Consider the following 15095-nt stretch of genomic DNA (forward strand, 5'->3'; position numbering starts at 1 on the left):
TACCACTGTTCTATCGACTTCCGTCACGACGATCATGTTCGTCGGGAATGATGGCAACATCATACAAGAGGAACGTCCCATCATTCCGGAGGAATTCCACTGAATTTCAATTCTCAGATCATGAGCAGCCACTCACCATCAGCCATTGCAGTTTTATCTTCAATTCTCATACAGAGAGTTTGTTCGTGGTTCGCTGACTTTATACCGATTTTGATTCACCAGAGACATCTGTATCGCCAGCATCGCCATTCACAGCATCATCGCCCGCCGCACCATCAGCAACTCGACCCGAGTCTTCACTGGTCACCGTTGGATCCACGGCACTCGACGAGGATGTCTCCTCGTTCAATTCGCCAGCGACTTCTGCTTCATCGTCCTCAAATTCATCATCATAAAGATCGTCATCCAGAGAATCTTCCCCCTCCTGATCAGCCTCATCGCTGTCAGCCTCATCAGTGGGAAGAACTTCTCGCAAGGCTTTCGACGTTTCAATACTCAGTTTGACGCCCTGATCGAGCACAAATGTGAGCACCGGGGTGTAGCGAGTCTCCAGTCGGTCTGCGATCTTGGCCTGAAAAAATCCGCAGGCTGATTGCAAACCATGCATGCACAAAGACTGCTCTTTGGGAGTCCCCATCACCGAAACATGCACACGAGCGGTTCGCATATCCGGAGCCACCTCTGCCGAAAGAACGGTAACGTTCTTGACGCGTGGATCACGGATATGCCGCATGATGGTCAGGCTGACTGTTTCCAGCACAGCCTGAGAAGCCTTTGCAAGTCGTCGAGACATCATGGCTGTAGTGCCTTATGGCGATAGCGCCTTTACCTATATCCTCACCAGAACTACGACAGCCCGGGATCCAGCATTTCCACCCTTAATCGAATGTCCGTTTGACTTCTTCGATCTTATAGGCTTCCAGCAGATCCCCTTCCTTCACGTCATTAAATCCTTCCAGCCGGATACCACATTCCATCCCTTCGCGAACCTCACGGCTGTCGTCTTTTTCACGCCTGAGCGAAGCAATGGCGTAAGAGTTCAGCACCTTCTGATCTCGAATCACATGGATGCGGTTGGTGCGTTCGATCGTACCATTCAATACACGGCAGCCCGCAATGGTACCAAAACGACTGATATTGAACGTTTGCAGGACAATCGCCCGGCCCAGCGTGACTTCCTTCTTGGCCGGCTTAAGCATCCCTTCCAGAGTCTGCTTAATTTCATCAATCACTTCGTAAATAATGTTGTAACGGCGGATTTCCACGTTCTCCTGCAGTGCCAGAGCAGCCGCCCGGTCTTCAGGAATCACATGGAAGGCAATAATGATCGCCGACGAAGCACTGGCGAGATAGACATCACTTTCGTTGACGCCACCAACACCTTCGTGCAGGATGCGGACGCGAACTTCGGGATGTTCAAACTTCCCGATTTCACTTCGCAGAGCTTCCAGAGAACCAGGAGTGTCGGCCTTAACGATCACACCCAGATCCTGAACTTCACCCTCGCGGGCAGCGTTGAGAATATCTTCCAGAGTTCGTTTACCACCGCGCGAAGAGAGCGAGACCTGTCGGCCAGCCATCCGTCGCCGCTCGGCAATCTCACGAGCCAGATCCAGATCGTCGAGCACCACAAACTTATCACCAGGAGCAGGCACGATATCGAGACCTGCCAGCATGACAGGTGTCGATGGCGGAGCTTCATCGAGCTCCTGCTGATGTTCGTTGAAAATAGATCGTACTTTGCCGTAAGCCTGCCCACAGAGAACGACGTCTCCGCGGCGGAGTGTTCCCTTCTGCACAATGAGCCATGCGAGCGGACCACGACCTTCATCACGGAAGGCTTCGAGGCAGGCCCCGGTGGCGGGACGCTGCGAATTCGCCTTGAACTCATTGAGTTCTGCGGTCAGCAATAATGTTTCCAGCAGTTCATCCAGACCTTCGCCAGATAAACCGGAGGTGCGTACGACTTCAGTGTCTCCACCCCATTCGGCCGCCAGCACGTTCTGGGCAGCCAGTTCCTGAAGGACACGCTGCTCATTTCGATCAGGCAGATCGACCTTATTCAGTGCGACAACCAGTGGCACACCGGCGGCTTTGGCATGAGCAATACATTCCACAGTCTGAGGCATGACACCGTCATTCGCAGCAACCACCAGCACAACGATATCAGTTACGTTGGCACCGCGAGCACGCATTTCACCAAACGCTGCATGGCCTGGGGTATCGACGAATGTCAGTTTCTGACCATTCTTCGTCACCTGATAGGCAGCAATATGCTGGGTAATGCCCCCATGTTCTGAAGCAGCCACGTTGGCCGAGCGCAGCTTGTCGACCAGAGTCGTCTTGCCATGATCGACGTGCCCGAGAATCGTGATGATTGGCGGTCGATTTTCCAGAACTGAGGGATCGTCCGGGAGATCGATGTATTCCTGCAGCTCGTCTTCGACATCCTTGGGTTTGACGATTTTGAGATCGACGCCCAGTTCCAGAGAGAGTTCGAGCGCTGTCTCTTCATGCAGCAGACTGTTGATGGTCAACATTTCGCCACGTTTGAAGAGAATCCCAAGGATCTGCTTGGCAGGCCGGCCAATCGCTTCCGAAAGAGAACGCACAGTGAGTGGTGGCTCGATTTCGGCGGTTGTTTTGAGCTGTGTGGTTTGCTTTTGACCGGGCCGACGAATGAGCTTGCGAACGGCCTTACGTTCAGCAACTTCTTCTTCCTCAGACGTACGAACATCTTTCGTCCGCTTGACCCGGCGGGCTTCGCGGACTTCTTCCATACCGGCGCCCAAGGCATTTTTGTCTGCCTTTTTGCCGCCGGCACGGCCTTCCATGATGTCTGCAAGATCGGCTTTGTTCTTTTCGTCACTGCCGCGGCGACCACCGCTGCCAGCGACTCGATCTCCCAGAGGAGAATGCGTAACCAGCTTACCTTTGATATCAATGCGGATATCGGGCACCTGGGCTTTGACGTCTTCTTTGCGAGCGACCGGGCCGCCACTGAATGGCGCCAGATTCGCGACACCCGGCACATTCATACGGGGACGGTTGGAAGGCTCGTTCCCGCCTCGATTCACAGGGGGCGCTGCTCCACCACCGGGAGCTGGCGGCCCTTGAGTGGTTGCCTGCTCACCTCGCGAAGGAGTCCCTCGACTGCTCATCCCCATATCACGCATGGGGCGACTGCCAACTGCTCGCATCGGCCCACCGGCCATGCGCGAAGGCATCGAAGGACGCTCCGGCACACCCGAAACGCGATTGCCTGTATCCTGTGATGGCTGAGATGTTCCACCCTCGCCACCACCGGGTGCTGAACGCTGTAATGGTTTGGAACCGGCTCCCTGGGGAGCATCAGTTCCAGCATTCCCTTTTGCACTGACAGACCCACGCGAGGTCATCTGGTGTTCACGCACAGGTGCTGGCGGAGTGACCGGCTCGACAGCCGCAGAACTTGATTCGACATCGGAATCAGTTTCACCAGCCACATCGGCAGGGAGAATCGCTGCTTCAGAGGCTACTTCATCTTCGGTCGAGACATCCATTTCATGCGAACCGACGACAGTCTCCTCAGTCTGTTCAAACGAGGCTTCCTGAGCCTCGATCTCTTGAACTTCCTGCGAAGACTCTCCATCCAGCTCCCGGGGAGCTTCGTGAACAGGTTGGGGCTTTCCTGAAGCTGCCGGTTTAGTCGCGGGAGTTTTGGAAATCATGTCCCGCAGTTTGCGAACCGCTCCCGCCAGCTCGCGAACATGTTCTTCGCGCTGGGGCGTCACAGGAGCTTCACCTCCCGGAGCAGTCATCACGGTGGTTGAACCACCATTGCGGATAATTGCCAGAACGCGATCGCGTTCCTCTGGCGAGATACTGGCCAGGGCAGAGTTCTTGACCACAATGCCAGCCTTAGCGCAGTGCTCGATCAACAGCCTGCTGTCCATATCGAGCTCTTTGGCAAGAGCGAAAATTCGAATCTTCAAACGCTCGTTCCTCTGTTCAAAACAAGAGTCAGACTCTCAAACAGGAGTCTGTCAATTCTGCCCGGCAGAATCATTTCTCACTATGTCGGCTTAATTCAGAGTTCCGGCTCGAATCAGGAATTCCTGAGTACGCTCCGAAGTCAAATCGCGACCCAACCGCCTCACATCCATTATCCCATGCACATCACGGCTCAACTGGCAAACACCAGCTTTTGATCGTTTACGATTTATTGCCGGCCGCCTCCTCAACAGATGCTTCATTGTCCGCAGCGGGCGGCAGTTTGCTTTCGACAGCGGGATTCGAGGCGCGGGCCTCATCGGCCCGGCGCTGCTCGCGCTCCTGAGATTGCCGTTCGGCCTTCTCGGTCGCCCGACGAAGATCCTGCTCCTTCTCGATCCGCTCGCTTTCGCGTTCGGCATACTCAACAATCACATCGGCCTGCTCTTGAGTTAACGAGCCCATCTCCATCAGCTCGTCGGGCTCGATGACAGACAGGTCTTCAAAACTCAGAAAACCTTGCGATACCAGCCCTTCCGCCAGCTCCTCGGAAACTCCCGGGATCTGCGAGTAGGCCACCACAGCCTGATCAAGCTGCTGATCCAGCTCTTCGCGAGTCATCACGTCGATGTCCCAGCCCACCAGCTTCGAAGCCAGACGCACATTCTGACCGCGTTTGCCAATCGCCAGAGAAAGCTGATCATCCCGCACCAGCACCAGCACACGGCCCAGCATCGGGCAAAGAATCACATCTTCCACTTCCGAGGGCTGCATCGCATTCGGGACCAGCACCTGGAGGGAATCGTTCCAGCGAACAACTTCAATCCGCTCGCCACCCAGCTCTTCGCCCACATTGCGAATGCGGGCACCGCGCACACCCACGCAGGCACCAACCGGGTCGATATTGCTGTCGGCACAGGAGACCGCCACTTTTGTTCGATATCCAGCTTCCCGAGCCAGAGACCGGATCTCGATAATCCTCTCGTTGACCTCGGGAATTTCCAGTTCAAGCAAACGGCGAACAAAATCGGGATGTGCTCGGGACAGCACCACGCGAACGCGAGGCCCCATCTTCTTGACTTCCAGCACCACGGCACGAATTCGCTCATTCGGACGATGCGATTCACCCGGGATCATTTCACTGCGAGGCAGAATCGCTTCCGCCTTGCCAATGTTGACCGTAATGGCACTTCCCTCATTGCGAGTCACTGTCCCGGAGACAATCTGCCCTCGCAACTGGGCGTATTCATCGAACAACGTGTCACGCTCGGCTTCGCGAATCTTCTGGATCATAACCTGCTTGGCAGTTTGAGCCGAGATGCGACCGAGAATATCACCCAGTTCATCGCGGTCAATTTCGCGACCATTGGTTTTCACCATTGGTTGACCGCTGGTGCGATCAATATGAACCTCGATGACTTCTTCTTCACCAAAGTGCTTCCGCGCAGCCGAAAGAATGGCTTGCTCCACCCCTTCGAAGACAATTTCCTTGTCGATGCTCTTATCGCGATGGATCGAATCCACGATCCGCAGCACTTCATTGCCGTTCATGACAACCCTCTTGATGAACTCGCTGACAAACAGCAGATTAGATCACAGAACTAATGGCTCGACATCACGATGATGGCAAACCGCCAGACCTGACGAACCCTTCACGAACTGCTCAGCAAAACCGGGCAATCGACGTGAAATTGTCGAAAAACCTGGAGTCGCTATTTTTGCAGGCACCGTCATCCCGATTCACCAGTTGCCTCAACAGCACCTGCAGACAAACCTGATGGCATCACCAGCAAAAGCCGTTCGCTCACCCCACTGAATGCAACGCCTTATTCATGCCCCCGAAAACAAAGTTGTTCCCGGGATCAAAGTCCCCTAAAACAAAAAAAGCAGGGAATGCCCTACTTTTCTGCGGCAGCACCCGCTGCATTGGGTTCAATAATCGCGTGCCGCTCTTTCCGCAGCCCGCGCTTGGCGTGAGCTAAAAGAAAGAGACTGGCAGCACGGCGAACGCCAGCGATGGAAAGCCGAAACTCACCATCGTTGTACACCAACACCAGCCATGATCGCCTCCGCAGAATGTCAGCAGGCCCTCCACACAATGTTACCACTGCACGAAAGAACAGCCTGATAAACACAGAACATCCTTACTATTGCCAAAGTACAAGTGCCGACAGAGAGTGTCAAGCCGCAGCAACTGTGGGCAACAAATGATTTAACTGTTCAGAGCCACGCCACGACCCGACATACCTCGACCGGCTCTACCATGAACCAGAACTTGTGAAGTTTGAATTCGCGGAGAATAAAAATGGATTCTCCACAGCGAGAGACTGACTCCCCAAGAGCAGCGGAATGAACCAATCTGGGAGAAATGGAAATTCTGCAAAAAGTTTAACGCCCATCTCTTTGCCTCCAATTTCTATATTGCCTGAAAATACTGAACACGCAGGGGCCGATTTACCCGTTCCTGCTATTGTCTCCCATTGACGGATTTCGTCATAAATGGCAACGATCAAAAGTGTTTGAGCAAAGCCGCCTGACGGGCCGCAACCAGAACCTTCCGCAGGAGCCAATAAATCCATGACCACATTTCAGCAAGAGTCGGGCCAGTTCGTTTCCATCCACTCTTTGAAACATTCGGTTCCCGCCATACGGTTGGCAGGCCGCCGCTGGCTGGCCGGCTGGTCTCCCCGGGTTGTTGTACTGGCATTCGCCTGCCTGGCTGATGCCGGCGTGACAGATGCCTTACTGGGAATTGAAAACCCAAACTCCCGTTCGATGGCACAAGCCCAATTGTTTCGCCCATCGACAAGGCCACCAGGTTCTTCGACAAATCCACCCACTCCTCCTGGAACACCGGGTGCCAATGTGATGACTGCTCCAGCAGATCCGATGCAGGCTGAAACCGAGGCGGCCTATCAGCGCGGTGATTTCCCCAAGGCTCTCCAACTGGCAGAAGCCATGCTCGCCCGTAATCCGAACAACGATATTGCGATTTACCTGAGAGGTTCGGCCCGCGTGGAACTCGGCATCCAGCAGCAGGATCTTGAACTCATTCGCAGTGGCATCGAAGACGCCCGCTCAGCACTCAAAGTCGGCGGCACAGATAAGATCAATTATTACCTCCCTTATCTCTACGGCATGACAGCATTAGCGGGCTTGGAAGAAAAACGGGAGCATGCCGAAGTCGTTATCAAGTTTGCCGACAGTATTCTGGCCCGGCCCAATTTACGCCCCGAAGAGCGGGCGAATCTGCAATATCAGAAAGCCGGCGCTCAGGTTTACCTCAAGAATACCGAGCAGGCGATTGCTTCTTATCTGGCGGCCATTCAATCCAGCCCACAACATCTGGGCGCACATGTCGCTCTGGCCAGTGCTTATGCAACGGCTGGAAAAATTGCAGAGGCGGAAGCCGCCTTCTCGAATACAACACGCGTCTTCCCTAACAACCCGCTCGTATTTAACAACCGTGGCATGTATTACCAGCAGCAGCGAAAGCCTAAAGAGGCCATTGCCGATTTCTCACGGGCAATCCAACTCGACCCTCGCTTTTATGTCGCTTATACGAACCGTGGTTTTACCTATCTGAACGATGGTGAAAACCCGGCAGCAGCCATCGCTGATTTTACAGAATCGCTCAGACTCAACCCTCAGCAGCCCGGGATCTATAGCTTGCGAGGGGCCGCAAAATTGCAGCAGGGCAAACTCAACGAAGCACTGGCTGACTATAACGAGACATTGCGACTGGATCCTAAAAATCCAATTGCAATGGCAGACATCGGCTTCACCAAGTTCTTCAGCAAGGATTACCCAGCCGCACTGGCTTCGTTTAATAATGCCGTACTGGAAGATCCCAACCTTCGCTATCTGAATCCCTGGCGATACCTTTCCATGGCCTACGCAGGACAGGAAGGTGCTGCAGCAGCCACTTTCTCAGACAGTCTCTCGAAACCTGTCGACAAGCGAGACTGGATGGATCAACTGGTGCTCTTCCTGGCAGGTAAGATCAGCGAGCAGGAACTCTTCAATGCGGCTGAGCCGAACGACCTGAACCTGAGAAATGCCCAGTTCTGCGAGGCCTATTACTTTATTGGTCAGCAGCGATTGCGCGCAGGTAATACAGCGGGTGCCAACCAGTTCTTTGAGCAGGCCCTGGCAACCAAGGCCAGATATCTTTCTGCCTATCGAGGTGCTGGCTTCGCTCTGGGCAAGTTCGCTCAGTAGTATTATATATTCGAATAAACAACTGCGCGGCGGGTGGCTGGGGTTGAGTCTTCGAACCCCCAGCGATTTTTGGCACGGACTGGGGGTTCGCGAAGACGCTCAACCCCAGCCACCCCATAACAAAGAGCGCAGTTGAATACTGGAATCCGTAGAGTCTTGATCTTCTTGAATAAAAAAGCATCGCATGGACAAACTCCATGCGATGCTTTGTTTAAGCAATGAAAAGTGCGGCGTGCCGTTCGAGATCCAACTCTCGCCAACACAATATCAGATCATGTGGACACTCGATTGGAAGTAGCGTTCAGTTCGATTTCGAAGCTATTCCACTTCGATAATCACGGCCGCTGCCTGACCTTTGCGAGTCACGTTCATGGACACAAAGGTCTTCAGCGCAGGACTCACGCCAGGCTCTGTCACAATCGAAACATCGCAGGCGGGATCGGGAGTCTCGTAGTTCAAAGTGCGCGGGATAAACCCTGCTTTCACACCAGCTAACGAGGTCATTAATTCTACCAGTCCCGAGCCTGCGGAAGAGTTGCCGACATAACTCTTGGGAGCGGTGACGGGCACGCGGTAGCTGCCAAAGACTTCGTTAATCGCGCGAGCTTCCGCGGCATCAGCTTCTGGCAGACCAGCCGCATGAGCGTTGTAATGGCCAATATCGGTCGGTTCGATTTCCGCACTTCTCAAGGCGGCCTTGAGAGCACCCTTCACCGCATCCTGGTAACGGGGTTCGCCATCAGGATTCACACATGTGGCAGCTCCTGTCGAAAGGATTCGCCCGTAGATGGTGGCACCACGCGCCTCCGCATGGGCTCTCGTTTCCAGAATCAATGTTCCAGCCCCTTCCCCGACCACAAAACCATTTCGGTCTTTTTCGAATGGTCGCGATCTTCTGGCTGGCTCAGCCGGTGAGGAGGCCAACAACGTTTTGACGAGTGCCAGGTGCAGCGCACGCACTGGATGTGAATACGAGCCTGTGGCACCTGTGATCATGATATCTGCCGCACCGCGCTGAAGAATGCGGACGGCCTCACCGATCACCACATTTCCTGAAGCTTCATCGAGTGTCAGCGAGTTGCTGGGGCCGCGAGCATCGGAAGCAATACTGATATGACAGGCTGGCATGTTCGGCAAATAGCGGAGCAGCCATAGTGGCTCCATTTTACTGTAGCCCGCTTCTCCCCAGCCTTTGAAACTCGCATCACCGGTGATTTCACTCATCGCGACGGCCGGGCCACCCAGCACAGCCGGTTCGCTGAGCATCAGGTTGGCACCGAACTCCACACCCATCCGCGTATGATCGATGGTTTCGAGATTTAATTTGGAATCTTCCAGAGCCATCAGAGCGCTGGCCACACCGAGCTGAATATCTCGGCACATCAGCTTGATGCTTCGCCGGACTTCCTTCAGATAGATTTTTTTGGCAGTTTCTTCGTTGAAATCACCGATCTCAGCAGTCACGGCATCAGGACTGGCGAATCCCGGGAAGAATTTCGACTTCGAGATTCCGGTGGCCCCGGCACGCAAATTGTCTGTTAAGGCCGACAGACCAATTCCGACGGGACTCACAATTCCCACGCCAGTAATGACAATATCTTGTGCGCTCTTGCTCTTTAAGGACATGGCGTGCGTCTTATCTCCAACTGTCAATGCCTGGGCCAAGAGCTGCTATCAAACTCACATCACCAGACGAATATCGAACGCCAGAGGTGTGAAAACTCAACAGTTCTCACCTGCTTGTTCGCGTTACAAAGAGCAAAGAGAGTCGATTCCCAATGTTTTTGCAACCCTATCCGGGCAACTGGCTGTCTCGACTGATTCTAAGGGATTACCGCCATAAATTATAGCGCTGCATGGCCTGAATCACTCGATCGGAGACACCCCGGTTTCGCAGTTCGATAATTCCTGCCGGTGAAAGTTGAAAATGGCCCCTTCGATCGGCCAGCGTACTGATGATCAATTCATCAGTGATACCGGCGTGAATCATCTGCAGTACATCATGTTCCGTCATGGCACGGCCATGCACATGCACAAATGCTGCTTCCTGTGCCGATGTCTCCAGACTGACGGCCCGGCTGACAGCCACATCGTCCGCATGACCAACTGACGCACCCAATGCTGTACCAATGACAGTACCTGCCACAAGTCCGGTTTTTGGGTTACCAGTGGCGGCACCGACTAATGTCCCGGCGACTGCGCCAAATGTGCCCCCAGCGAGTGCACCGTGACGAGTTCCATTCATGTGCGTGCAACCAGCCTGAGAGATCGACACAGCACATAACAAGAAACAGCATAGCCACTTGGAGCACGCATCTCGCGAATCATCCCGAGTGTTACTGCAACCACTGGCCAAAGCACCAGTTTTTACTGGAAAGTTCATCCCTGAACCTTTCGTGCTCCCCTGCTGGCATGACAAATCAATCGCTCTATCGAATGCAAATGCGATGCGCAGTCGCTGTCAGCACAGCTTGCGCAAGATCGAGTTGGCAATCGTTACAGCAGTCCTGCAGGAATCAGATGCGACCCACAACAAGACAGGCGTTGTGGCCACCGAAACCAAAGCTGTTGGAAAGCATGCACTTGACTTCACGCTCACGAGCCACGTTCGGCACATAATCGAGCTTGCAGTCAGGATCCTGGTTATCGAGATTAATCGTGGGTGGAATAATTCCCTGCAGACAGGTCATCACTCCAACCACAAACTCGACCCCACCACTGGCACCCAGAAGATGACCTAACTGGCTCTTCGTACTGGAGACACAGACGGTTTTCGACTCTTCGCCAAAAACTGTCATAATGGCGTTGGATTCGGCTTTATCGCCCAGGGGCGTACTGGTTCCATGAGCGTTGATGTACTGGATTTGAGATGGATTCAACTTCGCATCGCGAAGCGAATTTGCCATCGCACGGGCAGCACCAGCTCCCTCAGGATCGGGGGCTGTCATGTGGTTGCCGTCAGACGACATCCCATAGCCCAGCACTTCGGCCAGGATTTCGGCACCACGGGCTTTGGCATGCTCATATTCTTCGAGCAACACCACACCGGCACCCTCAGAAAGCACAAAACCATCACGATCACGATCGAATGGTCGGCTGGCACACTCCGGGGAATCCAGACGTGTCGAAAGTGCCCCCATACGGGCAAAACCCGACAATCCCATAGGTGTAATGGCGGCTTCACTGCCACCCGCAATCATGACATCAGCCATATCCGACTGGATGACACGGAAGGCATCACCAATGGCGTTCGAAGCCGATGCACAAGCGGTGGCAACTGCACTGCTCGGGCCTTTCAATCCATAATAGACTGAAAGATTCCCACTGGCGGCATTCACCATCAGCTTGGGGATCATAAACGGGGATACTCGGGACGGACCTCGATCGAACAGCCTTGCATGCTGCTCTTCGATTTCGTTCAGCCCCCCAATACCGCTGCCGACAATTACGCCACAGCGGTATGGATCTGTATAGGATTTAAAGTCGATCCCCGACTGCTTGATCGCCTTGTCTGCTGCCGCCATGGCAAACTGACAAAAGCGATCCAAACGCTTCATTTCCTTGGGATCAAAGTGTTCTTCGGGGTGGAAATCTTTAATTTCCCCACCAAAGTTGACTTTGAATTCCGATGGATCAAAGCGTTCCAGCCGAGACACACCGCTCTTGCCGCTGCAGATATTATCCCAGAATTCACTGAGATCGCAGCCCAAGGCAGTGACGACCGACATCCCTGTCACGACGACTCGTCTAGCCATCCGTCATTGCTTTTCTGAAATGTACTTAACTGCATCACCAACTGTTTTGATTTTTTCGTAATCTTCGTCAGGAATCTGAATACCAAATTCGTCTTCAAATTCCATAACGAGCTCTACGACGTCCAAAGAGTCAGCCTTCAGGTCGTCGATAAACGAACTCTCCAGCTTCACGTCTTCCTTGGCGATGCTGAGTTGCTCGCTGACAATTGCGATGACTTTATCTTCTACCGACGACGACACGCCAATCTCCTCAAGCCGCTTGATTCGTAGATCGCCTTTAGGCTCCCATCACGTTGTGAAGAAGACTTCACCCGCTTGGAGGCGAGAGACTAACGGCTTTTCTACATCGTGTAAACCACAACAATCACCCGTTTTGTCAGATTCGTATTCCGAATCTGCACGCCTCGACCGGGCAATGTTGACTCCACCTCGCAAAAGGCACAATTTTCACAACTCAGGATACACTATCGTTCACAGTTTCGCAGTTCGCTTTGCGATCAATTCGCTTGAGTAGTCCCTTCAAAACTTTGCCTGGGCCAATTTCATAAAATGTTTCCACACCTTCCGCCAGTAACTTTCTGACAGAGGACTCCCACTGCACAGGTTCAGTGACCTGTTTGATCAACAACGATTTCAGTTCTTCCGGCTCAAAATGGGCTGTGGCATCCACATTCGAGATCACGGGAAGTCGGGGGGATTTCAAATTCACCGCACCAATCGCCTGAGCCAATTCCTCACAGGCCGAGGCCATCAGTGGTGTATGAAACGCACCGGCAACAGCTAGTGGAATCGGCCGGCCTCCGGCCGCTTCAATTCTTTCTGCCGCTTTGGAACAGGCCGCTTTCTCTCCCGAGAGAACTGTGTTACCCGGACACAGATAATTGGCAATCCAGATCTTCCCTGCATCCTGAGATTCAGACACCACCTGCTCGACCTGGGCTGGCTCCAGAAGCAGCGCGCTGACCATTCCCGAAGGCGTCGCATCGGCGGCAGCCTGCATCGCGCGACCACGCACAGCGACCACCTTCAAACCTTCTTCAAACGTCATGGCTTCAGCGAAAACCAGAGCGGTATATTCGCCCAGGCTCAGGCCGGCACTGGCCACACACGATTCCACTAAGGCGGGCTGCTCAATTTTCAGCGATTCCAATGCCGCCAGACTTGCGACAAACAATGCCGGCTGGCTGATCACCGTGCTATCCAGTTGTTCTTGCGGCCCTTTCTCGCAGACCTCCAGCAGATCGAAACCCAGTATTTCTCGGGCCTGGTCAAACAAAGCTCGCGCTGCGGGATACTTCGCACTCAGGCCGACACCCATCCCCAGATGTTGAGCCCCCTGTCCCGGAAAAAGAAATGCAACCTTAGCCAACGGTGAACCTGCCTTCTATCGAATTCCATGATCTCTGGAATGGAAAAACCTCTGAATGTCAGCAGATTCTCAACTTCTCGCGAGCTTCGCAAGTTACAGGAAGATTTCCCAAGACCGTATGGAACGTCAACATGATTGGACGGGTCGGAAAGGACTGAATCCTCTGCTCAGAACCGAGTGCGAGAGACACAGAGAGGCTGCAAACGAAGCACGCAATTTTCTGTGAGAAAAATCTGCCTCAGTGATCTGTCGCAGGGCAAACTCAGGCAGAACCGACCAGTTGGAGATCGACTTCCAGTTCGCTGCAAATCTGGCTGTTGATGCCGCGATTCTGCAGTTCATCGGCCAGCTTGAGGGCATTGAAGATCGAATGCCCATTGCTGGAACCATGGCAGATGATGCAATTGCCATCCACGCCCAACAGTGGTGCGCCGCCTGACTCGTGATAGACGTACTTACGCTCGAGAGCTTTCAGAGCTTCAATGGCCTTGTTTCGCTCGACATCCAGAGCAGAAACCACAGCTTTCCCCACGGTCTTGAAGAGCATATCCACAATGCCTTCACTCGACTTGAGGATCACATTGCCAACAAAACCTTCGCAAATCACGACGTCAGTGCGACCTTCATACAGATCGCGACCTTCGACATTCCCCACGTAATTATAGCTTTGAATGGCCTTGCTTTTCGCATATAGCTCCTGGGCTTCACGCACCAGGTCATTCCCTTTGCCATCTTCGCTGCCGATATTCATCAGCCCGATGGAAGGTTTTTCCACACCCAGCAGATTGCGAGCGTAAACAGCCCCCATCACGCCGTATTGAAGAAGGTGCTCGGGACGGGCTGCAGGATTGGCCCCCACATCCATCAGTACACACCGACCACGCATCGTGGGCAAAACCACGGCAATTCCAGGTCGTCGCACATTTCTCAGAAACAGCCGGGTTCGCAATCCGGCGGCAACAACTGCTCCCGTATGCCCGGCACTCACCACAGCATCAACAGATTTCGATGCCATCAATTGCCAGCAGACCGCGAGAGAGCAATTGGGCTTTCTTCGCAGGGCATCGGTCGGCTTTTCGTCCATGCCGACATAGCCATCAGCCGCCTGAACTGTCAGACGGCGACCAAACTCAGGATGCGATGCGATCTCTTGACTCAACAGGGGTGCGTCACCCACCAGCACAATTTCAATGCCGGGAAGAGCCTCAACAGCTTTAACCGCCCCTTCGAGGTTGGGCCCGGGAAACACGTCCCCGCCCATCGCGTCCAATGCGACTCTCGCCACAGGTTGATCCTTACTGGATGTTTCCAGACTGGTTCATGAACGACCAGCGAGACTCAAGTCGATTAGTCCGCATCCTTCTCGTCAGCAACGAGAGTACGCCCCTGGTAATAGCCGCAAGTTGGGCACACAACGTGAGTTGGCACCGGTGTCGAACACTGTGGGCAGCTCGCCAGTTGCAGCGGAGTCAGAAAATCGTGGCTGCGGCGGCGGCGGGAACGCCCTTTTGACTGCCGCCTTTTGGGAACTGCCATGGCTCACTTCCGATCGACGTAAACATTTACAGAACAATGATTTAACAAGCACAAATCGATCCAGCACAGGCTCTTTGACCGCCCGGATACTGTCGTCGATCTGGTTTTCTCGAATAGGGATGGTATTCCTTTCTGGAAACAACTGTCAAGCAACGGCCAGTTTCCAGTATCCGGACAAACCTCTTTGTGATCTCCAAAATCTCAGGATCACCACTTTCTTCACGTTATCCAACCTCTTTTTG

General features: G+C 53.7%; 13 protein-coding genes. 1 reads left to right on the forward strand and 12 read right to left on the reverse strand.

Going from position 1 to position 15095, the window contains the following annotated elements; genetic code table 11:
• Positions 1–199: 199 nt before the first annotated feature.
• From rbfA to PLIM_RS13180, 5 genes are all read right to left on the reverse strand, one after another.
• On the reverse strand, positions 200–796 hold the full coding sequence (gene rbfA / locus PLIM_RS13165; RefSeq protein WP_013110813.1) for a 30S ribosome-binding factor RbfA: 597 nt from the start codon (positions 794–796) through the stop codon (positions 200–202).
• A gap of 82 nt (positions 797–878) precedes the next feature.
• Complete coding sequence (infB, locus tag PLIM_RS13170) at positions 879–3974, reverse strand: translation initiation factor IF-2 (protein WP_013110814.1); 3096 nt, start codon at positions 3972–3974, stop codon at positions 879–881.
• 220 nt (positions 3975–4194) lie between these two features.
• Entirely contained in the window at positions 4195–5523 is a 1329-nt protein-coding gene (gene nusA, locus PLIM_RS13175) for a transcription termination factor NusA (protein ID WP_013110815.1), read from the reverse strand.
• Positions 5524–5870: 347 nt separating this feature from the next.
• Entirely contained in the window at positions 5871–6026 is a 156-nt protein-coding gene (locus PLIM_RS24425) for a hypothetical protein (RefSeq protein WP_155523249.1), read from the reverse strand.
• A 204-nt stretch (positions 6027–6230) separates the two neighbouring features.
• Positions 6231–6551 (reverse strand): hypothetical protein, encoded by a 321-nt coding sequence (locus PLIM_RS13180; RefSeq protein WP_041401735.1) that lies wholly within the window; start codon positions 6549–6551, stop codon positions 6231–6233.
• Between PLIM_RS13180 and PLIM_RS13185 the strand changes: the two genes are divergently transcribed.
• Positions 6550–8193: a tetratricopeptide repeat protein gene (locus PLIM_RS13185; RefSeq protein WP_013110817.1), complete on the forward strand. Its 1644-nt coding sequence runs from the start codon at positions 6550–6552 to the stop codon at positions 8191–8193. The two genes, PLIM_RS13180 and PLIM_RS13185, sit on opposite strands and share 2 nt — an antisense overlap.
• 318 nt (positions 8194–8511) lie before the next feature.
• On the opposite strand, the gene PLIM_RS13190 is transcribed toward PLIM_RS13185, so the two are convergent.
• From PLIM_RS13190 to rpmF, 7 genes are all read right to left on the reverse strand, one after another.
• A complete protein-coding gene (locus PLIM_RS13190) occupies positions 8512–9819 on the reverse strand; it encodes a beta-ketoacyl-[acyl-carrier-protein] synthase family protein (protein ID WP_013110818.1) in 1308 nt (435 codons plus the stop codon).
• Positions 9820–10024: 205 nt separating this feature from the next.
• The gene (locus tag PLIM_RS13195) at positions 10025–10438 is read right to left on the reverse strand and encodes a hypothetical protein (RefSeq protein WP_230849307.1); all 414 of its coding nucleotides are present in this window, start codon (positions 10436–10438) and stop codon (positions 10025–10027) included.
• A 271-nt stretch (positions 10439–10709) separates the two neighbouring features.
• Positions 10710–11948, reverse strand: a complete 1239-nt coding sequence (gene fabF / locus PLIM_RS13200) for a beta-ketoacyl-ACP synthase II (RefSeq protein WP_013110820.1) — start codon at positions 11946–11948, stop codon at positions 10710–10712.
• Positions 11949–11951: 3 nt separating this feature from the next.
• Entirely contained in the window at positions 11952–12188 is a 237-nt protein-coding gene (acpP, locus tag PLIM_RS13205) for an acyl carrier protein (RefSeq protein ID WP_013110821.1), read from the reverse strand.
• Positions 12189–12402: 214 nt separating this feature from the next.
• Positions 12403–13317 carry an ACP S-malonyltransferase gene (fabD, locus tag PLIM_RS13210; RefSeq protein ID WP_013110822.1) on the reverse strand — a complete coding sequence of 305 codons (915 nt, stop codon included), beginning with the start codon at positions 13315–13317 and terminating at the stop codon, positions 12403–12405.
• Between the two features lie 262 nt (positions 13318–13579).
• Positions 13580–14602 carry a phosphate acyltransferase PlsX gene (plsX, locus tag PLIM_RS13215; RefSeq protein ID WP_013110823.1) on the reverse strand — a complete coding sequence of 341 codons (1023 nt, stop codon included), beginning with the start codon at positions 14600–14602 and terminating at the stop codon, positions 13580–13582.
• 62 nt (positions 14603–14664) lie between these two features.
• Positions 14665–14853 (reverse strand): 50S ribosomal protein L32, encoded by a 189-nt coding sequence (gene rpmF / locus PLIM_RS23705; protein WP_013110824.1) that lies wholly within the window; start codon positions 14851–14853, stop codon positions 14665–14667.
• Positions 14854–15095 lie beyond the last annotated feature (242 nt).

The sequence above is a fragment of the Planctopirus limnophila DSM 3776 genome (assembly GCF_000092105.1).
Taxonomy (GTDB): Bacteria; Planctomycetota; Planctomycetia; order Planctomycetales; family Planctomycetaceae; genus Planctopirus; species Planctopirus limnophila.